Annotated in this window: 18 protein-coding genes; 8 read left to right on the plus strand and 10 right to left on the minus strand. The window is 72.4% G+C overall.

The genetic code is table 11. The features are described from left to right. The first annotated feature begins 148 nt into the window (after positions 1–148). Both TR50_RS00380 and TR50_RS42190 read left to right on the plus strand, forming a co-directional pair. Positions 149–1,207: a VldE C-terminal domain-containing protein gene (locus TR50_RS00380; protein WP_052440507.1), complete on the plus strand. Its 1,059-nt coding sequence runs from the start codon at positions 149–151 to the stop codon at positions 1,205–1,207. A gap of 316 nt (positions 1,208–1,523) precedes the next feature. Continuing rightward, positions 1,524–2,237 (plus strand): hypothetical protein, encoded by a 714-nt coding sequence (locus tag TR50_RS42190; RefSeq protein ID WP_052440510.1) that lies wholly within the window; start codon positions 1,524–1,526, stop codon positions 2,235–2,237. 407 nt (positions 2,238–2,644) lie between these two features. Here the strand turns inward: TR50_RS42190 and dapC are convergent, their stop codons facing one another. Together dapC and fdxA are read right to left on the minus strand one after the other, a co-directional pair. Continuing rightward, on the minus strand, positions 2,645–3,793 hold the full coding sequence (gene dapC, locus TR50_RS00390; RefSeq protein ID WP_042412325.1) for a succinyldiaminopimelate transaminase: 1,149 nt from the start codon (positions 3,791–3,793) through the stop codon (positions 2,645–2,647). 1 nt (position 3,794) lies between these two features. After that, positions 3,795–4,121, minus strand: a complete 327-nt coding sequence (fdxA, locus tag TR50_RS00395; RefSeq protein WP_042365070.1) for a ferredoxin — start codon at positions 4,119–4,121, stop codon at positions 3,795–3,797. Positions 4,122–4,231: 110 nt separating this feature from the next. Between fdxA and TR50_RS00400 the strand changes: the two genes are divergently transcribed. Beyond that, the gene (locus TR50_RS00400; protein WP_042412328.1) at positions 4,232–5,251 is read left to right on the plus strand and encodes a GNAT family N-acetyltransferase; all 1,020 of its coding nucleotides are present in this window, start codon (positions 4,232–4,234) and stop codon (positions 5,249–5,251) included. Between the two features lie 40 nt (positions 5,252–5,291). Beyond that, entirely contained in the window at positions 5,292–6,158 is an 867-nt protein-coding gene (locus tag TR50_RS00405; RefSeq protein WP_084699599.1) for a transglutaminase family protein, read from the plus strand. Positions 6,159–6,279: 121 nt separating this feature from the next. On the opposite strand, the gene TR50_RS00410 is transcribed toward TR50_RS00405, so the two are convergent. The 5 genes from TR50_RS00410 to TR50_RS00430 all read right to left on the minus strand — a co-directional run bounded on the left by TR50_RS00410 (position 6,280) and on the right by TR50_RS00430 (position 12,223). After that, positions 6,280–6,885: a response regulator transcription factor gene (locus tag TR50_RS00410; RefSeq protein ID WP_084699600.1), complete on the minus strand. Its 606-nt coding sequence runs from the start codon at positions 6,883–6,885 to the stop codon at positions 6,280–6,282. Then, on the minus strand, positions 6,882–8,129 hold the full coding sequence (locus TR50_RS00415; protein ID WP_042413160.1) for a sensor histidine kinase: 1,248 nt from the start codon (positions 8,127–8,129) through the stop codon (positions 6,882–6,884). Before TR50_RS00415 ends, TR50_RS00410 begins: the two co-directional genes overlap by 4 nt. 37 nt (positions 8,130–8,166) lie before the next feature. Beyond that, the gene (locus TR50_RS00420) at positions 8,167–8,886 is read right to left on the minus strand and encodes an ABC transporter permease (RefSeq protein WP_042412332.1); all 720 of its coding nucleotides are present in this window, start codon (positions 8,884–8,886) and stop codon (positions 8,167–8,169) included. 2 nt (positions 8,887–8,888) lie between these two features. After that, entirely contained in the window at positions 8,889–9,887 is a 999-nt protein-coding gene (locus TR50_RS00425; protein ID WP_084699601.1) for an ABC transporter ATP-binding protein, read from the minus strand. A 101-nt stretch (positions 9,888–9,988) separates the two neighbouring features. Next, positions 9,989–12,223, minus strand: a complete 2,235-nt coding sequence (locus TR50_RS00430; RefSeq protein ID WP_042412335.1) for a prolyl oligopeptidase family serine peptidase — start codon at positions 12,221–12,223, stop codon at positions 9,989–9,991. 261 nt (positions 12,224–12,484) lie between these two features. On the opposite strand from TR50_RS00430, the gene TR50_RS00435 reads away from it, so the two are divergent. From TR50_RS00435 to TR50_RS00450, 4 genes are all read left to right on the plus strand, one after another. Next, positions 12,485–12,679 carry a hypothetical protein gene (locus tag TR50_RS00435; RefSeq protein ID WP_042365063.1) on the plus strand — a complete coding sequence of 65 codons (195 nt, stop codon included), beginning with the start codon at positions 12,485–12,487 and terminating at the stop codon, positions 12,677–12,679. Between the two features lie 66 nt (positions 12,680–12,745). Beyond that, positions 12,746–13,690: an N-acetyl-1-D-myo-inositol-2-amino-2-deoxy-alpha-D-glucopyranoside deacetylase gene (gene mshB / locus TR50_RS00440; RefSeq protein ID WP_042412336.1), complete on the plus strand. Its 945-nt coding sequence runs from the start codon at positions 12,746–12,748 to the stop codon at positions 13,688–13,690. A 383-nt stretch (positions 13,691–14,073) separates the two neighbouring features. Next, a complete protein-coding gene (locus tag TR50_RS46420) occupies positions 14,074–14,493 on the plus strand; it encodes a DUF6113 family protein (RefSeq protein WP_052440512.1) in 420 nt (139 codons plus the stop codon). 122 nt (positions 14,494–14,615) lie between these two features. Further along, positions 14,616–17,159, plus strand: a complete 2,544-nt coding sequence (locus TR50_RS00450; RefSeq protein WP_160311059.1) for a hypothetical protein — start codon at positions 14,616–14,618, stop codon at positions 17,157–17,159. A gap of 84 nt (positions 17,160–17,243) precedes the next feature. Here the strand turns inward: TR50_RS00450 and TR50_RS00455 are convergent, their stop codons facing one another. The 3 genes from TR50_RS00455 to TR50_RS00465 form a co-directional block, all read right to left on the minus strand. Beyond that, positions 17,244–18,950 (minus strand): ABC transporter family substrate-binding protein, encoded by a 1,707-nt coding sequence (locus TR50_RS00455; RefSeq protein WP_052440514.1) that lies wholly within the window; start codon positions 18,948–18,950, stop codon positions 17,244–17,246. Between the two features lie 63 nt (positions 18,951–19,013). Further along, positions 19,014–21,101, minus strand: coding sequence for an ABC transporter ATP-binding protein (locus TR50_RS00460; protein ID WP_042412345.1), 2,088 nt, complete (start codon positions 21,099–21,101; stop codon positions 19,014–19,016). Then, a complete protein-coding gene (locus tag TR50_RS00465; RefSeq protein WP_063774968.1) occupies positions 21,098–22,099 on the minus strand; it encodes an ABC transporter permease in 1,002 nt (333 codons plus the stop codon). The genes TR50_RS00460 and TR50_RS00465 overlap by 4 nt, the downstream gene beginning before the upstream one ends. Positions 22,100–22,132 lie beyond the last annotated feature (33 nt).

Consider the following 22,132-nt stretch of genomic DNA (forward strand, 5'->3'; position numbering starts at 1 on the left):
GGTACGCAGGCGAACCGTAGTCCCAGCTGGACCGTCACAGTCGGTAGGGTGACCAGTCGGCCGGACCTGACCGACCGTGCCGACCGAAACGGCGCGCGCGGAATACGCCCCGCCGCAGAACGTAGCGCCGCCGGAGAAAGGATGCCGGGTGAGTCTGAGCGAGATGATGGACGCCGGCGACGACTTCCCGGCGCCGCGTCGGCGCCGCCGTCGCTGGCTGGCCTGCCTGCCGGTGCTGGTGCTGGTGGTCGTGGCAGCCGTCGTGGTCGGGTTCCTGATCGGCAAGGGCGGCGGGCTGCTGCCGGGCCCGCTCTCCGAGGGCTGCGAGGTCGACACCACCGACGGCGTGGTCCAGCTCAGCCTCGACCAGATGCAGAACGCCAGCACCATCGCCGCCGTCGCGACCTCGCGCAACCTGCCCGAACGGGCGGTGGCCATCTCGCTCGCGACCGCCATGCAGGAGTCCCGGCTGACCAACCTCGGCGGCGGCGACCGCGACTCGATCGGCCTCTTCCAGCAGCGGCCCTCGCAGGGTTGGGGCACCCCGGAGCAGATCAGCGACCCGGTCTACGCGACGAACAAGTTCCTGGACAAGCTGACGGCCATCCCCGGCTACGCCCAACTCCCCCTCACCGAGGCGGCGCAGGACGTCCAGCACAGCGGCTTCCCGGACGCCTACGCCCAGCACGAGGCGGACGCCGACACCCTGTCCGCCGCACTGACCGGCCGGGTCCCCTCCGCGATGAGCTGCACGGTCGACGGCGTCGGCACCTCCCCGTCGGGCGCCGGCTCCACGACACTGGAGGCGGAGCTGAAGAAGGACTTCGGCCGGGTCGTCTCCACCACCGGGCTGGGCGCCGGCTCGGGCTCCGCCACCGGGTCCGGTTCGGGGTCGGGCTCCGGCTCGGGTTCGGGGTCGTCGACCGCGCCGTCGGAGCAACTGGTAGCGGTGGCGATCCACGGCAGCGCGTACCAGTCGGAGCACGGCTGGGCGGTGGCGCAGTGGTCGGTGGCCCACGCCAAGACGCTGCACATCACCGAGGTCGAGTACGCCGGCAAGCAGTGGACCAGCTCCGACTCCGACAAGGGCTGGGTCGCCACCGGCTCCGCGTCCGCGAGTGCGGCGGGGGCGGCGGGGGCATCGGGCGGTGCCGGTTCGGTCGGCTCCTCGGACTCCGCGAGCGGTCTGCGGATCACCGTCGCCTAGCCGGCCGGAGGCAATCGGCCGTGTCTCCGGACCTCCCCGGGGAGTGAACAGGGCAGCCCGTGGTTGACGAATGCGGCCATTCGGGTCGAGCCGACCCGAATTTCTCGCTCCAGTCGGGTCCGCCCTTGTCCGGCGTGCAAAGAAACCTTTCCTCGCCTGCATCGACACCAATCGACATACCCGACATCAGCGGACATAAGGTCCGCCTGCTTGGCGAACTCTTTACCCGATGTGGCCGCAACCTTCTTGCTCCTGGGGCGGTAATCACCACGTCCGCCCGGCGGACGGGTTCTGTCGTCCCTTCTCAAGGAGCACCATGTCTCTCCCCATCTCGCGCCGGATCGTCCAGGCCGCGCTCGTCGTCGCGGCAGGTGCGGTCCCGGCGGTCGCGGCGGGAACGGCTCAGGCCGCCCCCGCGCTGCCGACGGTGCCCGACCTGGGTGGGCTCAGCCAGCTGAACTCCGCTCCCGACCTCGGCGGTTCCCTGGAGAGCACCGCGCACCAGACCGGTGAGCTGGCGGGCTCGGGCGTCGGTCAGGCGGCCAGCAACGGCGTCCCCGTCGTCGCCGACGCGGCGGGCCACGAGGTGGGTCAGGCCGTCCCCGGCGGAAACCGCTCGATGGGCTCCTCCGTCACGGGTCTGCTCGGCACCGCCTCGCAGGTCGTCGGCGCCGCGCACGACGCGGGCGTGGCCCGCAGCATGCCCGCCACGGCGAACGCCTCCGGCACGATGGCCGGCGACACTCCGGCCGTGGCGCCGGCGGCGCAGGCACCGGCGTCCTCGTCCAACCCGCTGAGCTCGCTGCCGCTGGCCAGCAGCCTGCCGGTCAACAGCCTGCCGCTGAGCGCGGCGGGCGGCGCGCTGGGCGGCGGGGCCACCCGCAGCGGCGCTCCGATGGAGCGCCTGGGCGGCCTCCCGGACCTGGCCTCCTCCGCCACCCCGCAGGCGCTCAGCTCCGCCACCGGCGCACTCCCCGGCCTCAGCGGCCTGCCCCTGGGCGGCCTCCCGATCAACGGCCTGCCGCTGTAGCGCGCAGCGCGCGCTTTTCCGGGGGCGCGAGGCTCTGCCACGCCGGGGCTGCCGGGGCCGCCGGCGGCCACCGACGTGGACGGCACCAGTCACGTCGCGAACCACCACGCACGACGGCTCGCGGCGCTCGCGCGGCAGAACCTCAGCTCGGCGGAGTTCCCGCGCCCCGACGCTCCCCGAGTCGGCTCGAAGGTGGCGGGAGGGCCCTCCGGCCGTCTGGGCGGGCAAAGCCGGGCGCGGGTCCCGCGGGCGCAGGCCCCCGCGCCCGGCGGGCCGCTCCCACCGTCCGGCCGCCACTGACAGGCGACCGCTCAGGCGAGTTGGTTCGGCCTTCCATGCCAAGGGGCGGTGCCACACCGAGGTGTGGCACCGCCCCTGAAACGTGCGAACCGGCTTGCGGCGGCGGGTCAGCCGCCGAGGCGGGCGACCGCTGCCCCGACGCGTTCGTCCGTGGCCGTGAAGGCCACCCGGACGAAGTCCGCGCCGGCGGAGCCGTAGAACTCGCCGGGGGCGACGAGGATGCCGTGCTTGGCCAGGTCCGCGATCGTGTCCCAGCAGGGTTCGTCGCGGGTGGCCCACAGGTAGAGGCTCGCCTCGCTGTGCTCGATGCGGAAGCCGGAGGCGACCAGCGCCGCCCGCAGGGCGTCGCGGCGGGCCGCGTAGCGCTGCCGCTGCTCCGCGACGTGCGCGGAGTCCCCCAGCGCGGCCACCGTCGCCGCCTGGACCGGAGCCGGGACCATGAAGCCGCTGTGCTTGCGGATCTCCAGCAGTTCGCCCAGGATCTCCGGATCACCCGCGGCGAACGCCGAGCGGTAGCCGGCCAGGTTCGACCGCTTGGAGAGCGAGTGGACCGCGATCAGGCCCTCGACCGAGCCGCCGCACACGTCCGGGTGCAGCACGGAGACCGGCTCGGCCTCCCAGCCCAGCTCCAGGTAGCACTCGTCGCTGACGACGAGAACGCCGTGCTGCCGGGCCCAGCCCACGATCCGCCGCAGCTCGTCCACGCCCAGCACCCGACCGGTCGGGTTGGACGGGGAGTTGAGCCAGAGCAGCCGCAGACCCTCCGGGTCCAGCTCGGTCGGGTCGTCGTAGACGACGTACTCGGCGCGGGCGAGGCGCGCGCCCACCTCGTAGGTGGGGTACGCCAGGCGCGGGAAGGCCACGCGGTCGCCGGGGCCGAGGCCCAGCTGCCACGGGAGCAGCGCGACGAGTTCCTTGGAGCCCACCACCGGCAGGACGTTGCGGTGGGTCATCCCGCGCGCGCCCAGACGGCCCTCGACCCAGCCCACGAGCGCGTCCTTCAGCGCCGTGGTCCCCCACACCGTGGGGTAGCCGGGGCTGTCCGCGGCCGCGGCGAGTGCGTCCTGGACCAGCTGCGGCACCGGGTCGACGGGGGTGCCGACGGAGAGGTCGACGAGGCCGTCGGCATGCGCCGCCGCGATCGCCTTGTACGGCTCCAACCGGTCCCACGGGAACGGCGGAAGCAGGGCCGAGACGCGGCGCGCCGCCCCTCCGGGGAGGGACGGCGCGGCGGAGCTGTCGTGCGACGAGGTCAACTCAGTGGTCCTGGTTCTGCGGCGGGAGGGCCGCGATGAACGGGTGGTCCTTGTCGATCACACCGAGCTTGGAGGCGCCACCGGGCGAGCCGAGGTCGTCGAAGAACTCGACGTTCGCCTTGTAGTAGTCCTTCCACTCCTCCGGGGTGTCGTCCTCGTAGAAGATCGCCTCGACCGGGCAGACCGGCTCACACGCACCGCAGTCGACGCACTCGTCGGGGTGGATGTACAAGGACCGCTGGCCCTCGTAGATGCAGTCGACCGGGCACTCTTCGATGCACGCCTTGTCCTTCACGTCGACACAAGGCTGCGCGATGACGTAGGTCACGCTGTCATTCCTCCTAGTAAGGGCCTATCGCGCAAGGGAAGCGCGGCGTCGTCGATGCCCGCCCCTAGTATCGCCGGTCGAGGGCACCGAATGTAACGGAGGTAGGCATCATGACGTCCCAAGCGGGTGCGGTCGACCGGTCAGCATTCCGACTCACCCCCGCTGACCTGGGACGACGCGTCATGGTACGGCGTGTTGTCGGCTTTGAGGAAGATCGGCCGCAGTTCAGCGACACGCTGGGCGTGCTCACATCCTGGGACCGCGGGCGCGGGGTCTTGACCGTGGTGAACCAGGCCGGTGCGGACGTCGAACTGCCGGAGAAGGCCCTGGTCGCGGGCAAGCCGGTGCCGCCGAAGCCGCTGCGCCGCTCGCTCGCCGCGCCGCCGGTCCCGACCCCGGACGCGTTGCAGCGGATCGCGGCACGCGGTTGGGCCGCGCTGGAGCAGGAGCCGTTGGGCGGCTGGGTCCTGCGGTCCTCGTCGGGCTTCACCCGCCGCGGCAACTCGACGCAGACGCTGGGCGATCCGGGGATGCCGCTGGACGAGGCGCTCGACCGGGTGCAGGACTGGTACGCGGCGCGCGGCCTGCCGGCCTTCGTCGAGGTGGTGCGTCCCGGCTCCACGGACGGCCTGGAGGCCGCGCTGACGGCCCGCGGGGCGTCGGAGGCGCTCACCCAGGTCCGGACCGCGCCGATCGCACGCCTGGCCGCACCGGTCACGGCGGACGTGCGGCTCTCCCGCACCGCGGACGAGGCGTGGCTCTCGCGCTACCAGCGGATCGAGGGCGACGCGTCCAAGGCGACCGCGGCGAGGGCCCTGCTGCACAGCGGCCCCTCCGTCTGGTTCGCCTCGGTCTTCCTGCCCGAGGTGGCGGACGGCCCGGCGGCGATCGGCCGCTGCGTGGTGGACGGCGAGTGGGCCGGCTTCGGCGCCGTCGAGGTGGTGCCGCAGGCGCGCCGACGCGGTCTGGCGGGCGCGGTCATGGCGACCCTGGCGTCCCGCGCCGCGGAGGAGGGCGCTTCCGGCGCATATCTGCAGGTCGAGGAGGAGAACACGGCCGCTCGCGCCCTGTACGACAAGCTCGGCTTCGACACCGCCTACCGCTACGGCTACGCCAGGCTGCACGCGTGAGACACGATCAGGTGGCTCATCGCGCATAGAATCCTCGCCCGTGAGCGAGGAGAGCAGGGCGCGGTTCGCCGCGGAGGCGCGTGCGGAGCAGCCGAGTCTTGACCTGCTGTGCCTGCTCATCGGCTTCGAGGCGGGCCTGGAGGCCGGTCCGGGACGCCTCGACGAGGCGCTGGCGCCCTCGTTCGACGCGCTGGAGCGCCTGGCGGCGGTGGTGCGCGCCGCGCTGCGCGACGCCGCCCTCGACGCGGGCGCGGCGGAGACGCCCCCGGCGGAGACGGCGGCGGTGCTGGCCGGCGCGCTGGCGGGCTCGGCGGATCTGCGGGGCGGGCCGGGCGTCTACAAGCGGCTCGAGTCCTCGCTGCTCCACGAGGTGCTGCGGCGCGGACGCGGCCTGCCGATCACGGTCGCCACGGTGTGGATCGCGGTCGGCCGGATGGTCGGCCTGCCGGTGTACGGCGTGGCCCTGCCGGGCCACTTCGTGGTGGGGGTGGGCGATCCTGCGGGCGAGCACGTCCTGGTCGACGCGTTCCACGGCGGCCGGATCCTGTCCACCGAGGACACCGAGGACCTGGTCGCCCAGGCGGGCTACCGTCTCTCGCCCGATCTGCTGCGCGCGGCGATCCCGCAGGACATCGTTCTGCGGACGCTCGCCAACATCCGCAACTGGGCCGCGGCGCGGCCCGAACACGCCCGCACCCAGCTCTGGGCGACGGAGCTCTCGCTCCTCCTCCCCCGCCACCCGGCACAACTCCGCCTCGAACGGGCGGAGTTGCTGGTCAAGACGGGCCACTTCACGGAGGGCGCGGCCCAGATGGAGGAGTACGCGACCATCCTCGACGCCTTCGACCCGGACTCGGCCAAGCGCGTCCGCTTCGAGGCCAAGGCGGCCCGGTTCAGACTGAACTGAGGGTCGCCGGCGATAGCCGGCGGCGCAGGGTTCTGCTGAGTCCCACCGACCCCGGTGGCCTTGTCGCGCGGTTCCCCGCGCCCCGGGTCGTGCAACGACCCTCCGCCGCCACAGCCAGCCCTCACAGCCAGCCCTTCTCCATGGCGATGCGGACCGCCTCCGTGCGGTTGCGTGCGCCGGTCTTCTGGATCGCCGCCGAGAGGTAGTTGCGGACCGTCCCCTCGGAGAGGTGCAGCCGGCCGCCGATGTCCGCGTTCGCGCTGCCGTCGGCCGCGGCCGCGAGGACGTCCCGCTCGCGGGACGTGAGCGGGTTCGCGCCCTCCGCCAGGGCCGCCGCCGCCAGCGTGGGGTCGATGACGCGTTCGCCGCGCAGCACGCGGCGGACCGCTTCGGCGAGTTGGGCGGCCGGGGCGTCCTTGACCAGGAACGCGTCGGCACCGGACTCCATCGCGCGGCGGAGGTAGCCGGGGCGGCCGAAGGTGGTGAGGACGACGATCTTGACGCCGGGACGGGCCTTCCGCAGCATCCCCGCCGCCTCGATGCCGGTCAGGCCCGGCATCTCGATGTCGAGCAGGGCCACCTCGACCTCGTGGGCCTGCGCGGCCGCCACCACCTCGTCGCCGCGGGCGACCTGGGCGACGACGTCGATGTCCCCCTCGAGGCTCAGCAACGCGGCCAGCGCCTCACGGACCATGGCCTGATCCTCGGCCAGCAGAACTCTGATCACTCCTGCACGGTACCGGCCGCAGGCTGTCCTTCGGGATTCCTCTCGGCGGTCTCCGGGCGCAGCGGCACGGTCGCCCGCACGACGAACCCGTGCTTTCCGGACGCGGGACCGGCGTCGAGCGTGCCGTCGGCGAGGGCGAGACGCTCGGACAGGCCCGTCAGGCCGTTGCCGTGCGGGCTGTTGCGGGTCTGCTTGCCGAGGTTGCCGTTGTCGGCGACCTCCAGGGTCAGCACGCGTCCCAGGCGGCCGTTGGGTGCGTGGTCCTCGATCAGGCGGATGCGGCACTGCGTCGCGCCGCTGTGGCGGACGACGTTGGTGACCGCCTCGCGCAGCGCCCAGCCCAGTGCGCCCTCCTCCTCGCCGCCGAGGCCGGGGCGCGGGTCGGCGAGCGAGAGGGGCGCGTCGATGGTGATGTCCGCCGCGGTCAACGCGGTGCGCGCAGCGGCCAGTTCGACGGCGAGCTTGGGGCGGCGGTAGCCGCCGATCGCCTCGCGGACGTCGACGAGGGCCTGCCGGGAGACCTTCTCGATGTCGGCGACCTGGGACCGCGCCTCCTCGTAGCGCTCCTGGTCCATGAAGCGGGCGGTGAGCTCGGTCTTCAGGGTGATCAGCGAGAGCGAGTGGCCGAGCAGGTCGTGCAGGTCGCGGGCGAGGCGCAGGCGTTCGTCGGAGGCGGCCAGCGCGGCGACCGCCTGCCGCGCCTCGCGCAGTTCCGCCATGGTGCGCACCAGTTGCTGCAGGCCCGTCATGGCGAGGCCGCCCAGCAGGCCGCCGAGGGCCATGCCGGCCAGCCCGGTGTGGTCGGTCCCGGCCGCGAGGCCGAGGGCGACCTGGGTTGCGACCACCACGATCACGCCCGGCAAGGCGAAGCCGCGCGGCAGGACGGCTCCGGCCGCGACGGCGGTGTAGGTGAACAGCGCCAGCCAGTTGTCGTCCAGCTCCACCGAGGTGGCGATCGCGACGGCGAACATCAGGGCCAGCGCGACGGCGTGCCCGCGGTCCCAGGTGATGGCCGTGCCCCTGACCTGGCGGCGCAGGATCAGCGAGACGTAGCAGGACAGGAAGAGCGCGAGCATGAGCCAGCCGAAGACGGTCTTCGCGGTGCCGTGGTGCCCGAACAGGTCGGAGATCGGGTAGGCCAGGTAGACCATCCAGATCAGCATCCAGCACAGCTTCACGAGCATCTGCCGGCGGTTCTCGGGGGGAACCCCGACCCGCGGCGCGTGCAGTCGCGGCTCGCTCATCTCGCTCATCGTCCTGTCCCCGTGGTCGGTGCGTCGATCAGACGGTCTTGCGATCGCGCTGGTACAGCCAGGCGGCCAGAGCGGCGAAGGCGGCGAGGTAGGCGGCGAGGCCGATGACCTGCGAGGCGCCCACCGAGACCCCGTTGACCGGGTACTTGGCCAGCTCGTTGTAGAGGTAGACCGGAGTGTACTGGCCGACCGTCTTCAGGCCGCCGGACAGCGGGAACCAGGAGCCGCCGAGGAAGGCCATGCCCATGTAGCTGACCATGGTGATCGGCTGCACGGTGTCCGGCGCGGCGGCGTAGCCGAGCGCGACGCCGGCCGCCGAGAAGACGAAGCCGCCGGCCCAGACGGCTAGGCCCATGCCGAGCCAGGTGGCGAGCGGGAAGTGCACACCCTCCGCGACGCCCGCGGCGAAGACGGCGAGCACGGCGGGGAGGGTGACGGTGCCGGCCGCGGCGACCTTGGAGAGCACGTAGGCCCAGCCGGGCAGGGCCGTCAGCCGCAGCTGGCGGGTCCAGCCGCTCTTGCGCTCCAGCGCGATGCGCATCGCGGTGTTGAGGGCGGCTCCGACGGTGCCGAAGGTCGCCATGGAGACCATGTAGTAGGTCTTCGGGGAGACGCCGTTGAAGCTCTCGGTGCCGAAGTTGGTCGACGCGTAGAAGAAGAACATCATCACCGGGAAGACCACGGTGAAGAAGAGGTAGCGGCGGTTGCGCAGCACCCGCAGGACCTCGAGCCTGATCAGCTGGGACATGGTCAGTTCCCCTCGGCCGCAGTGGCTTCCGCAGTGATGGTGATGAAGGCCTGCTCCAGGCCCACCCCGGTGACCTCCAGGCCGCGGGGGTAGAGGCCGGCACGGTAGACGGCGGCCATGGTGGCGTCGGCGTCGCTGGTGGAGATGCGGACCGTGTGTCCGCTGACGTCCAGCGCGGTGATGCCGGGGAGCGCGCTCAGCAGCGAGGCGTCGCCGCCGTCCTGCGGGTGCAGGTCGAAGGAGATGCGGCGCTGGCCGGCGCGGGCCTTGATCTCGGCGGCGGTGCCGTCGGCGATGAGCCGCCCCTTGTGCATGACCAGGACGCGGTCGGCGATCGCGTCCGCCTCCTCCAGGTAGTGCGTGGCGAAGAGGATGGTGCGACCGGCGTCCGCCTGCGCCTTCATCACCGACCAGAAGGCCTGGCGGGCGTTGACGTCCATGCCGGTGGTCGGCTCGTCCAGGACGATGAGGTCGCTGTCGCCGGCGGTCGCGAGCGCGAAGCGCACCCGCTGCTCCTGGCCGCCGGAGAGCTTGTCGACCCTGCGGTCGGCCAGGTCCAGGATCTGCGCCGTCTTCAGCACGTCGTCGACCGCGTAGCCGCGCGGGTGCACCTTGCAGGCGAAGCCGACCAGCTCGCGGACGGTGACCTCGGGCAGCAGGCCGCCGCTCTGCAGCATGACGCCGACACGGCCGTCCATGATCGCCTGGCGCGGGGTGCCGCCGAACAGGGTCACCCGGCCGGCGCTCGGGTCCTTCAGGCCCAGCAGCATGTCGATGCTGGTGGACTTGCCGGCGCCGTTGGGGCCCAGGAAGGCGACCGTCTCGCCCGGGTGGAGCGTGAAGGTGCTGCCGTGGACCGCCTTGACGGCCCCGAAGTCCTTGCTGACATCGCGGAACGCCGCTACCTCGGTGGGGCGGCCGTCCGCTCCGCGGAGCGCGGAGCCCTTCCGGTCCGCCCCCGTGGTGTTCTGTGTCACAGCTGCTTCGGTGGAAGTCGTCATGCCAGAAGATTCGCAGGTCACGGGGGCGCGGCAGCAGTGCCGCGCCTCCATGACCGCCCATGACAGAAGTCACGGGCCAGGGCATGACGGCCGGGCGCCGGTCATGCCTGCGGCAGGGCCCGGCGCAGGAACTCGACCTGGAGGAGCAGCAGGTTCTCGGCCACCTCCTCCTGCGGCGTCATGTGGGTGACCCCGGCGAGCGGCAGCACCTCGTGCGGGCGTCCAGCGGCCAGCAGCGCCGCGGAGAGGCGCAGGCTGTGGGCGACCACGACGTTGTCGTCGGCCAGGCCGTGGATGATCTGCAGCGGACGGCGCAGCTTCGGCGCGTCGGCCAGCAGCGAGTGCGCCGCGTAGACCTGCGGCTCCTCGGCCGGGTGACCGAGGTAGCGCTCGGCGTAGTGGGTGTCGTAGAGCTCCATGTCCGTGACGGGCGCTCCGGCGACCGCCGCGTGGAAGACGTCGGGGCGGCGGAGCACGGCGAGGGCGGCGAGGTAGCCGCCGTAGGACCAGCCCCGGATGCCGACGCGGCCGAGGTCGAGCGGGAAGTCGGCGGCGAGCGCCCGCAGCGCCTCGACCTGGTCGTCCAGGGTGACCGCGGCCATGTCCCGCATGATCGCCTTCTCCCAGGAGGGGCTGCGACCGGGCGTGCCGCGCCCGTCCGCGACGACGACCGCGAAGCCCTGGTCGGCGAACCACTGGGCGGAAAGGAAGATGTTCTGCGCCGCGACCACCTGCTGGCCGTGCGGGCCCCCGTAGGGGGCCATCAGCACGGGCAGCAGGCCGTCCCGCTCCCGGTCGTATCCGGTGGGCAGCAGCACGGCCGCGGGGATTCGGCGCTCGCCGGCGAGCGTCAGCGCCGGGCGGGCGGTGAGCCCGGGCGTCTCGGCGCGGGAGGCGACCCGGGCCACCTCGGCGGAGCCGCCGCCCCGGGTCGCCCCGCCGCGCACGGCGGAGCCGTCGCCGTTCCCCGAGTCGGGGCCCGTGTCCGCGCCGGTGCGCAGCACGCGGACGAGGGCTCCGGGGCGGTCCAGGGCGGCTGAACTGAGCACCGTGACCGGTCCGCCGCGCACAGCGGAGTGGTAGCCGGGCGCGTCGCTGATCCTGTGAACCGTGCCGGCGCCGACCCGGGTGTCGACCCGGTACACATGCACCTCGCCGATCTCCGGGTCCGTCGCGCCTTCCCCCGCCGAGGCGGTGAACAGCACGTCCTCGTCCGTGACGTCGAGGACCTGCCGGACGTGGAGCGACCCGTCCGTCACCACGCGGTCGCCGACGACCAGGACGCGCGCGTCGGCCGCGCGGTCGTCCGCCACGCGGACCAGGCGACCGCCCGGCGTCCAGACCGGCACGCCGGAGCAGAGCTCGAGCCAGTCCGGGTCGCTCTCCTCCAGCAGCGGAACGGTCTCGCCGCTGTCCGGATCGACGGTCAGGACGACCTGGCGTCGCTGGTCGCGGCTCTGCACGAGCAGCAGCGGCGGCCCGCCGGCCGACCAGTGCACGCGGGCCAGGTAGGGGTAGGCCGCCCGGTCCCAGCCGACGTCGACGCGGCGGCCGTCGAGGTCCACCACGGCCAGGGAGACCTCGGCGTTGGGGGTGCCGGCCCGCGGGTAGGCGACCTGCACCGGCTCGTGGTCCGGGTTGGCCGGGTCGGCGATCCACCAGCGCTGGACGGGACGGTTGTCGACCCGGGCGGCGAGCAGCCGGTCCCCCTGGGGCGACCACCAGAACCCGCGGCTGCGGTCCATCTCCTCCTGGGCGACGAACTCGGCCTGGCCCCAGGTCACCTCCGGGTCGTCGCCCTCGTGGGCCAGCAGCCGGTCGCCGCTGCCGTCCGCCGCGATGACCCGCAGCGCGCCGTCGGTCGTGGCGTAGGCGATGTGGCGCCCGTCGGGGGCGGGCCGCGGGTCGAGCACGGTGCCCTGGACGGGCAGCTCGGCGACTTGGCCCGCCTGTGAACCGTCGCCGCCCGTCAGCGGGGCCGTGAACAGGCGGCCCGAGAGGCTGAAGACGGCCATGGTGAGCGCGGCGTCCGTCGCGTACCCGACCACGCCCGCGGAGCCCTCACGGGCGCGTTCACGACGGGCCCGTTCCTCCGCGGAGAGGTGCTCCTCGCCACCGCCGAGCAGGGCGACCGGATCGGCCGCCACTCGCTCGAACGGAGCAGCTTCGTTCGAAAGGTCGAGCACGAACAGCAGGTTCGCCCGTTCGGTCCCGCCACGGCTTCGCAGGAAGGCGACCCTTCGGCCATCCGGGGACACGGCGAAGGACCGCGGGGCGCCGAGCGAGAAGCGCTGCGTGCGCGAGAACTGACGGGGGAACGAGATCTCCTGGGCCATGAACCGACCCTAGCGGCGGCCCCGAGGAGTCCCCGGCTTGCCGCAAACGCTCAGCGCGCCCCCCTCGCCCGTTCGGCCCTCCCGCACCCGCCCGCACGTCACCGTGTGCGACCAACCCGCGCGCCGAGGCCGTGCATCGACGCCGTGCCCTAGGCATGATGACGGAAAGTGACCCACCCATCACTCCACGGATGCCACTTCTGTGCCCCGTCCTACTGGTGCGGCAGTCCCCGCCGCCCAAACCGAGAGGTGTGAGACGCGATGGTTCTGCCCATTTCCGCAGCGGTACTGATGCTGATCATCGTGGGAATCCTGGTCAAGCGTTCCGGCCTGAAGCTCTGGCATGCGTTCGCCTGCACGCTGCTCGGCTTCTACCTGGCCTCCAGCTCGATCGCCCCGTCCATCAAGACGGTCACCACGAGCGTCGCCGGGATGCTGACCGGCATCAAGCTCTAGCCGGGCGGAACGGTCGCCCCCGACGCCACTGGGGTGCTGTCGGCCCGACCGCCTAGGCTGAGCGCCATGACGGAATCACCCCGGGCCGCCCGCGCCGACCGGCGCCTGCTCCTCGTCCACGCCCACCCCGACGACGAGTCGATCGGGAACGGCGCGACGATGGCCCGCTATGCCGCCGAGGGCGCCGACGTCACCCTCGTCACCTGCACGCTGGGCGAGGAGGGCGAGGTCATCGGCGACGACCACGCCCACCTCGTCGCCGGCCGCGAGGACGCCCTCGGTCCGCACCGGATCTCCGAGCTCGCCGCGGCCATGCGCGAGCTCGGTGTCACCGACCACCGCTTCCTCGGCGGCCCGGGCCGCTGGCGTGACTCCGGGATGATGGGCGTCTCCAGCAACATCCGCCCCGACGCCTTCTGGCAGGCGGACCTGGACGAGGCCGCCGCCGAGCTGGTCGCCGTCGTCCGCGAGGTGCGCCCGCAGGTCCTGGTCACCTACGACCCGAACGGCGGCTACGGCCACCCCGACCACATCCAGGCGCACCGGGTGGCCATGCGCGGCGCGGAGCTCGCCGCCGACGGCGGCTTCCGGCCGGATCTCGGCCCGGCGCACGCGATCGCCAAGGTCTACTGGAACGTCATCCCGCGCTCCGTGGTGGAGGCCGGGTTCGCGGCGCTGCGCGCCGCCGGGAAGGAGTCCCCCTTTCCGGACATCGCCGACATCGACGACGTCCCGGGCGTCGTCGACGACGCCGAGGTGACGGCCGCCGTCGACGGCACGTCCTTCGCCGGCGCCAAGGCCGCGGCGATGCGTGCGCACGCCACACAGATCGCGGTGGACGGGCCCTTCTTCGCGCTCTCGAACGCGCTCGGCCAGCCGCTGCCGTCGGTCGAGTACTACCGCCTGGTCCGCGGCGAGCCCGGCCCCGTCGAGGCGGGCACGGGCTGGGAGGCCGACCTCTTCTCCGGCGTCGAGGCCGACGCCGACGGCATGGTCGGGGCAGAAGCATGAGCGGCGGTCAGCTGTCGGGTCGAGCACCGGGTTCCGGGAGCCCCGGCTCCGGACGCGGCCGCGCGGGCGGCGGCTCCGGCAAGTCGGGCAGTTCTGGTGAGTCGGGCAGCTCGCGCGGTTCAGGCAACTCCGGCGGTACCGGCGGCTCGCGCGGTTCAGGCAACTCCGGCGGTACCGGCGGCACGGGCGGTTCAGGTGGCTCGCGCGGTCCGGGTGGCGCGGGCGGTACCGGCGGCGCGGGCGGCTCGAACAATCCCGGCGGATCGGATCGTTCGGGCGGATCGGGAGGTTCCGGCGGTTCCGGACGGCGCGGCAGCGCCGGCGGCCCGGGCGGCGGTCCCGCCCGGGTGCCTGCGCCGCGCAACGGCTCACTGGAGCCGCCCGTGCGGCAGTACCCGCTGGGCCGCCCGGCGCGGATGACGGCATATCTGCTGCTCGGCGTGCTGGGCGCGGTCGTCGGCCTGGCCGGCGCCCTCATCGTGGATCTGTGGAGCGGCGGCGGCCTGGTCCTCGGCACCGCCGGGATCATCGCGCTCAGCTACGGCGGCGGCACCCTCACCGGCACCAGGACGGGGGCGCTCGTGCCGACGGCCACCTGGCTCGGCATGCTGCTCGTCGCCAGCGTCAGCACACCGAAAGGCGATCTGATCTGGGGCGGCAGCGCGACGAGCCTCGCGCTGCTCTTCCTGGGCCTGCTCGGTTCGGTTCTGACGCTGGCACGGCCCGCGCTCTCCCCCTACCGCCACGGTCCTTCCGGTCCCGTTCTCCCTCCGGCAAGTCCGCGTCGGGACGGCTCCCAGTAAGGTGGTCCCCGCAACGCTGGAGACCGCGGTTCCACACACCGCAACCGCAGCCCCACGGGACGCGGGGAACAACGATCCACAACCGCGCGCCGCCACAGACGCGGGCGCGAACCGGAGCAGCAGTGAGTCGAGAATCCGACAACCCGATGTCGCCTCGTCAGGGCGGCGACTCCTACCCCTCGGGGACGCCGCCGTACGGCGCTCCCGGTGACGCGGCCTTCTCCCGCGCGGGGCAGCCGCCACAGGCAGGTCAGCCGGGCGCCGGGGGCGAGTCCCCGGGCCGCGATGAGCCGCGCACCGAGACCACACTCACCACGCGCATCAAGATCAATATCCCCGGCTCGCGGCCGATCCCCGAGGTCGTCGTCCGCAGCCCGCTGAACGAGGAGACCGGCGAACAGCCCGCGCCCAGGCGTCGCCGCGCTGACACCTCGGGATCCCCGGTGCTCGGCGTCATGGAGTCCGGCGCACGCGCCGCCACTCCCCCGGACCTCCCCCCGGAGTGGCTCACGCCCGGGGAGGCGCCCCAGGCGACGCCGTCCGCGGATTCCGCCGAGGGCGGGACCGCGCCCAGCGAGTGGTTCGCGCCGCGCAAGAAGACGCCGCCCCCGGCCGCCGCGCCGTCCCCGGCACCGTCCTCCTCGTCCGCGCCTCCGCCGCCGCCCGCGCAGCCGCTCTTCCAGGAGCCGCCCGCGGCCCCTCCGGCCGCCCCGGCGCGCGCCTTCGAGCCGCCGCAGGCACGGCAGGCACAGCAGCCGCAGAGCGGGCAGTCCCCGCTTGGCCAGACCTCGACCGGCCAGACCCCGACCGGCCAATCCCCGGCCGGCCAGTCCTCGACCACCGGCCAGTTCGCGACGGGCCAGTTCGCGACCGGCCCGGGCGCGGACGGCCCGATGCCGGGCTACGACCCGACGTACGGCAGCGGCCGTGACGCGATGCCGGAGTCCCAGCCGTGGGCGACCGGGCGGCCGCAGCCTCTGCCCCAGCGCCCCCAGCCGACGCCGGGCCAGACCCCGCAGGGGCAGACGTCGCAGACCCCGCCCGGGCCGACCCTGCCGCCGCGCCCGGTGCCCGGTGCACGCGGCGCGCGCCGGCAGGGCGCGCCGGAGACTCCGAGCTCCAGCGCCACGGGCGCTCAGCCGACGCTCCAGTTCCCCTCGCTCGGCGACGAGCTGACGGACCCGCAGGGGGGCTTTCCGCAGACCGGCTTCCCTCCGTCCGGGTTCTCCCAGGCGGGCACCCCTCAGGGCGGGTTCCCGCAGACCGGCTTCCCGCCGTCCGGGACCCCCATGGCCGGCGCGGCCCTCGGCACGCCCATAGCCACCCCCACTCCAGGCGGCCCGGACCAGCAGTTCGGCCACCCAGGCATGCCGGGTATGCCGGGTATGCCCGGTGAACCGGGTAGGCCGGGCCAGCCGGGCGGCCAGCGCCGCTCCCCGAAGGCCGCTCAGGGCGGCCAGGCTCAGACTCAGGCGGGCCAGGCGACTCAGGCAGGACAGCCGGGTCGTCAGGGTGCCAAGGCCGGCGCGAAGGCCGGTGCCAAGGGCGGCAAGGCGGGCGGCAAGGCCGGCGCCGGGAACGCCGCGGGCCAGACCGCGACGATGCCGGTGCCGCGTCCCCAGCCCATCGCCGACGGCTTCGCGGGCGGCACCGGCGGCGTCGCCGCCGAGCCGCGCCCCGAGCCCGCCGGAGGCGGGACGGGGACCGGCGCCTCGACGGCACCGTCCTCGGGCGGCCGCAAGCGTGGCGGCGGCAAGGCACGCAAGCTCACCGGTTACGCCGTCGGCGCCCTCGTCCTGGCCGGCGCGGGCGCCTACGGCGCCGGGCTGATGCTCAACCAGGCCGACGTCCCCAAGGGCACCACGGTCCTCGGTCACGCGATCGGCGGCGACACCCGCGACCAGGCGCTCAACACGCTGGACAGCACCCTCGGTCCGTTGTCCGCCCGCCCGATCACCGTCTCCATCGGCGGCAGAACCGCGACGCTGAACCCGTCGGTGGCCGGTCTCACGATCGACACCACCGCGACGGTCGACAGCGTGGCGCACCACGACTACAACCCGGTCACCGTGATCGAGTCCCTGCTCGGGCAGAGCAAGGCTGTCGCGCCGGTCGTCACCATCGACCCGGACAAGCTGCGCTCCGCGCTGCAGCAGCTCGCCACCACCGGCAGCTCCACCGAGGCCAGTGTCCACTTCGTCGCCGGCAAGGCCGTGGTGACGCTGCCGAAGGCCGGCACCGGCATCGATGTGGACGCCGCGATCCCGCTGGTCGAGCAGGCGTTCAAGACCCGCGCCGCCGGCGGCTCGGACACGGTGGTCAACCTCTCGGTCACGAACGTGCAGCCCAAGGGCTCGGCGACCGCGGCGAACACCGCGGCGGCCACCCTCGGCGCCTGGGCCATGCAGCAGCCGTTCAAGGTCACGGCCGGCGGGCAGACGCTGCTCTTCGGCAAGAACACCTTCGGCCAGGCCCTGACCCTGCGGCCGGACGCCTCCGGCAAGTTCGTCCCGGTCTTCAACCTGGAGAAGCTCAAGGCCGCTTACGGTCCCGCGTTCGACACCGCCCACACCAAGACCGGCCAGCCGGTCACGGTCCAGGACGTCGCCGCCGCGCTGGTCTCCCTGCTCAGCGCACCCGGTGGGGCCACCAGCATCACCATCTGACCTGCGTGCAGAAGACAACGAAGAGCCCCCGAGCCTTTCGGCTCGGGGGCTCTTCGTCGGCGTCAGCCGGACTGCTCAATCAGCTCACTTGGTGAAGCCGATCTTGGTCCAGTCGGTGTCCTGGAAGCCGAAGGCACCGTAGTTGGCCAGGGTCGACTTGGCACCGACGATCTGCGGGCGCTGGTACAGCGGCAGGTTGACGGCGAGCTGCCACAGCAGCGAGTCGGCCTTGTTGATGTCCGCGAGGTACGTCGCCGAGTCGGTGTCGGTACCGGCCTTGTTCATCGCGGCGTCCAGCTCGGGGCTGCCGAGACGGGAGAAGTTCTGCCCGATGTTGCCCTTGACCGGAGCCTGGAAGCTGGCCTGGGAGTTGGTCAGCGGGAAGAACGGGATGGCGCCGATGCCGGAGAAGATCGTCATGTCGAACTTGCCGGCCTGGACGTCGTTGAAGAACTGGTCCTGCGCGCCGATGGTGACGCTCAGCTTGATGCCGATCGACTTCATCATCGGGACCAGCAGCTGCGACTCGTTGGTCGCGACCGGGGTGCCGGCCGGGATCTCGAGGGTGAGGTCGAGCTCCTTGCCGCCCTTGCTGCGGTAGCCGTTGCTGCCCATCTTCCAGCCGGCCGCGTCGAGCTTGGCACCGGCCGCGGACGGGTCGTACTTGCCCAGGTCGCCCGCGTTGTCGGCGTAGCCGTTGGCGTTGTTGACCAGGAAGTGGTTGTTCAGGGACTGGATGTCCCAGGGCAGGCCGCTCAGGTCGGACTGGCCGATGGCGATGCGGTTGATGCCCTGGAAGATGGCCTGACGCACGTTCTGGTCGGTCAGCATCGGGCTCTGACCGTTCAGCAGCAGCTGACGCAGGTTCGGGGCGCCGGCGACGCGGATGTCCGTGCCCGAGACCGTCTTGGCCTTCTTGTAGGCCGAGACCTGCGGACCGATGTCGGTCAGGTCGATCTCGCCGGAGGCGAAGGCGCTCGGCTCGGTCTGGGCGTCGATCGTGCGGAAGTTGATCTGGTCCAGAACCGGCTTGCTGCCCCACCAGTTGGGGTCGCGGACCTCGGTGACGACCTTGGTGGTCGGGTTCATGGACTGGATCTTGAACGGACCCGCGGTGACCGGGATCTTGTCCTTGTAGGAGTTGTTGAAGCCGTCCAGGGTCCCGATCTGGGAGGCCGGGTAGAGCGGCGAGAACAGGGACTGCCAGTCGGCGAAGGGCGACGAGTAGGTGACGACGACCTCGAACTGGTCCTTGCCCTGCGCCACCGAGGCGACCTGCGAGTAACCCGTGGTGCTGGTGGCGTTGTACTTCGGGTTGGTGCCGTTGGAGGACTGCCAGACCGCCTGGAAGTCCTTCCAGCTGATCGGGGTGCCGTCGGACCACTTGCCCTTGGGGTTGAGCTCGTAGGTGGAGACCATCTTGCCGTTCACCATGGCGGTGGTGACGCCGGTCAGGTAGTCCGTGTTCGGGGTGAGCTTGTTGTCCGCCGAGGAGTGGTACAGCGACGGCAGCAGCGGGGCCATCGTGTTGACGATGGACAGCTCGTTCTGCGAGTCGGCGTTCAGCACGTTCCACTGCGAGGAGTACTGGTCCACCGGGAAGTTGAGCGTGCCGCCCTGCTTCAGGCTGCTCGGGTCGACCGGGTTGATCTGGTTCGCGCTCGCCGCGTAGGCGCTGTGCGTCGGCGCCGGCGTGCCACTGCCCGAGCCGGAGCCGCAGGCGGTGGCGGACAGGACGAGACCGGCGGACAGCGCGACGGCTGTGGCCAGCTTGACGGTGTTGCGGGACAAGGCGGGTCCTCCCCTTGGCATCAAATGGAGATGAGCACTGCCGATCGGCCGGGGCCGTCAGCGTCAGACGACTTCCAGCGCCGCTGAGTAGTGGCAGGCGGAAGTGTGATCGGCGGCCACGGCCTCGGACGCGGGGTCCTCGGTCCGGCACCGCTCAGCATCGCTCTCGACGAGGCTGAGGAACTTGGGGCAGCGCGTCCGGAAACGGCAGCCGGAGGGCACGTCCGCGGGGCTCGGCAGATCCCCGGTGAGCAGGATGCGCTGGCGCTCCCGCTCCTTGCGGGGGTCCGGCAGCGGCACCGCGGACAGCAGCGCCTGGGTGTACGGGTGCATGGGGCTGGTGAAGACGGTCTCGGCGTCGCCCTGCTCCACGATCCGGCCCAGGTACATGACCGCGACGCGGTCGGCGATGTGCCGGATCACGGACAGGTCGTGGGCGACGAACAGGTAGCTGAGGCCCAGCTTGACCTTGAGCTCGTCCAGCAGGTTGATGACGCCGGCCTGGATGGAGACGTCGAGCGCGGAGACCGGCTCGTCGAGCACGATCAGCTTCGGCTCCAGCGCGAGCGCGCGGGCGATGCCGATGCGCTGACGCTGACCGCCGGAGAACTCGCTCGGGTAGCGCTCCGCGTGCTCGGGCAGCAGGCCGACCAGGCTGAGCAGTTCGGGGACGCGGGCGTGGATCCGGTCCTTGTCCCAGCCGTGCGTCTTCAGCGGCTCCGCGAGGATGTCGCCGATCGGCATGCGGGAGTCCAGCGAGGCCATCGGGTCCTGGAAGACCACCTGGACGTCGCGGCGCAGACCCCTGCGGTCCTTGCCGCTCATCGACTTGGTCTCCTTGCCCAGCACGGTGACCGAGCCGACCTGCTTGGTGGGCAGGTCCAGGATCTCCAGCAGGGTCGTGGTCTTGCCGCAGCCGGACTCGCCGACCAGGGCGAAGGTCTCGCCCTCGCGGATGTCGAAGCTCAGTCCGTCGACCGCCTTGACCGTGCCGATCCGGCGCTTGAAGACCTGGCCCTTGACCAGCGGGAAGTGCTTGATCAGGTTGTCCACGGCGAGCACCTGGGGGCGGCCTTCACGGTCGGTCTCCCCCTCCCAGGTCGGCAGCTCGGGAGTCGGGAACATCCCCTCACGCGGGAGGTCGGCGCCGATCTCCGCGGAGCGGTGGCAGGCGCTGCGCAGGCCGCTGTCGTCCACGACCTTCAGCTCGGGCTCCGTCTCGCGGCAGACGTCCACCGCGATGGGGCAGCGCGCCGCGAACGGGCAACCCTTGGGGAGGTCGACCATGGACGGCGGGTTGCCCTCGACGGGCGTCAGCGCGCGTCGGCCGCCGTCGTCGAGCCGCGGCACCGCGCTGAGCAGACCGATGCTGTAGGGCATGCGGGGCTCGTAGAAGACGGAGTCGGACGCGCCGGCCTCGACCGGCTTGCCCGCGTACATCACGGTGACCTGGTCGGCCATGCCGGCGACCACGCCGAGGTCGTGGGTGATCATCAGAATGGCGGCCCCGGTGACCTCCTGGGCCTTCTTCAGCACGTCGAGCACCTGGGCCTGGATGGTCACGTCCAGGGCCGTGGTGGGCTCGTCGGCGATGATGACCTTGGGGTCGTTGGCGATCGCCATGGCGATCACGGCGCGCTGGCGCATACCGCCGGAGAACTCGTGCGGGAAGGCGTCGATGCGGCGCTTCGGGTCCGGGATGCCGACCAGGTCGAGCAGCTCCAGGGCCCGGGCGCGGGCCTTGGCGTCGTCGAGCTTCTGGTGGACCTGGAGCGCCTCGATCAGCTGGGTGCCGATCGAGAAGACGGGGGTCAGCGCGGACAGCGGGTCCTGGAAGACCATGCCGATGTCCTTGCCGCGGATCTTGGAGTAGTCGCGGTCGGACAGGCCGATCAGCTCCCGGCCGTCCAGCCGGATGGAGCCGGTGACCTGGGCGCTGGTGGGCAGCAGGCCGAGGATCGAGGTGGCGGTGACGGACTTGCCGGAGCCGGACTCGCCGACCAGCGCCAGCGTCTCGCCGGCGCGCAGACTGAAGTCGATCCCACGCACGGCCTTGACCAGACCCGCCTCCGAGGGGAAGGAGACCTGGAGGTTCCGGACGTCCAGCACGGAGTCGGTCGTCGTAACGAGGGAGGAGACGGAGGTGGTCACGAGGCGGTTCCTTCTTCGACGACGATGCTGGTGCTGGCGAGCTCGACCATGGGCTCCTGGTCGGAGGACCCCTTGGCCTTCTTCACACGGGCCTTGGCGCCGGCCGCGGTCGGGTCGAAGGCGTCGCGGAGACCGTCGCCGATGAAGGCGGTGCACAGGCCCATCAGGATCAGGAAGCCGGCGGGGAAGAAGAACATCCACGGCGAGGTGGTCGCGTCCGGCTCACCGTCGGAGATCAGGGTGCCCAGGGAGACGTCCGGGGGCTGGATGCCGAAGCCGAAGTAGGACAGGCCGGTCTCGGAGAGCACGATCGCGCCGACCTGGATCGTCGCGTCGACGATGAGGATGGAGGCGACGTTCGGCAGGATGTGCCGGACGATGATCACCATCGGGTTGACGCCCATGTAGCGGGCCGCCAGGACGTACTCACGGTCCTTCAGCGTCTGGGTCATGCTGCGCACCACGCGGGCGGTGATCATCCAGCCGAAGGCGGCGAGCACGACCACGAAGATCAGCCAGGTGCCGTGCGAGAGGCGCGGGGCGATGATGGCCAGCAGCAGGAAGGACGGCACGACCAGCATCAGCTCGAGGATCCACATGAGGATCCGGTCCACCCAGCCGCCGAAGTAGCCGGCCGAGGCACCGACCAGCGCGGCGACCGCGGTGGTGAGCGGACCGCCGACGAGGCCGATGACGAGGGACTTCTGCAGGCCGCGCATGGTGAGCGCGAGCATGTCGACGCCCGGGTGGTTGGTGCCGAAGGGGTGGCTGGCGTTCGGGGCGACGCCGAGCGCGTTCCAGTCGTTCTGGGTGTAGCTCCAGGGCAGGAAGGACGGCAGCACGTAGGCGCCGACCAGCAGCAGCACCAGGATGCCGAGGCCCACCAGGGCGAGGCGGTTACGGGCGAAGCGGCGGACCAGCAGGGCGCCGCGGCCGCGGCTGCGGCGGACCTTGGGCTCTTCCACCTGGCTGAGGGTGGATGCGTCAGTCGTGGTCATGGTGAATCAGTTCCTCGGGGTCGACGGTCGTGG

The organism is Streptacidiphilus anmyonensis (assembly GCF_000787855.1).
Classification (GTDB): domain Bacteria; phylum Actinomycetota; class Actinomycetes; order Streptomycetales; family Streptomycetaceae; genus Streptacidiphilus; species Streptacidiphilus anmyonensis.

What these genes read in the sequence shown, in the direction of transcription:
- TR50_RS42190 (WP_052440510.1), top strand. Translation starts at nt 1,524, where the DNA reads ATGTCTCTCCCCATCTCGCGCCGGATCGTCCAGGCCGCGCTCGTCGTC.
- TR50_RS00400 (WP_042412328.1), top strand. Translation starts at nt 4,232, where the DNA reads ATGACGTCCCAAGCGGGTGCGGTCGACCGGTCAGCATTCCGACTCACC.
- TR50_RS00415 (WP_042413160.1), bottom strand. Translation starts at nt 8,129, where the DNA reads ATGAGCGAGCCGCGACTGCACGCGCCGCGGGTCGGGGTTCCCCCCGAG.
- TR50_RS00420 (WP_042412332.1), bottom strand. Translation starts at nt 8,886, where the DNA reads ATGTCCCAGCTGATCAGGCTCGAGGTCCTGCGGGTGCTGCGCAACCGC.
- TR50_RS00425 (WP_084699601.1), bottom strand. Translation starts at nt 9,887, where the DNA reads ATGACGACTTCCACCGAAGCAGCTGTGACACAGAACACCACGGGGGCG.
- TR50_RS00430 (WP_042412335.1), bottom strand. Translation starts at nt 12,223, where the DNA reads ATGGCCCAGGAGATCTCGTTCCCCCGTCAGTTCTCGCGCACGCAGCGC.
- TR50_RS00435 (WP_042365063.1), top strand. Translation starts at nt 12,485, where the DNA reads ATGGTTCTGCCCATTTCCGCAGCGGTACTGATGCTGATCATCGTGGGA.
- mshB (WP_042412336.1), top strand. Translation starts at nt 12,746, where the DNA reads ATGACGGAATCACCCCGGGCCGCCCGCGCCGACCGGCGCCTGCTCCTC.
- TR50_RS00465 (WP_063774968.1), bottom strand. Translation starts at nt 22,099, where the DNA reads ATGACCACGACTGACGCATCCACCCTCAGCCAGGTGGAAGAGCCCAAG.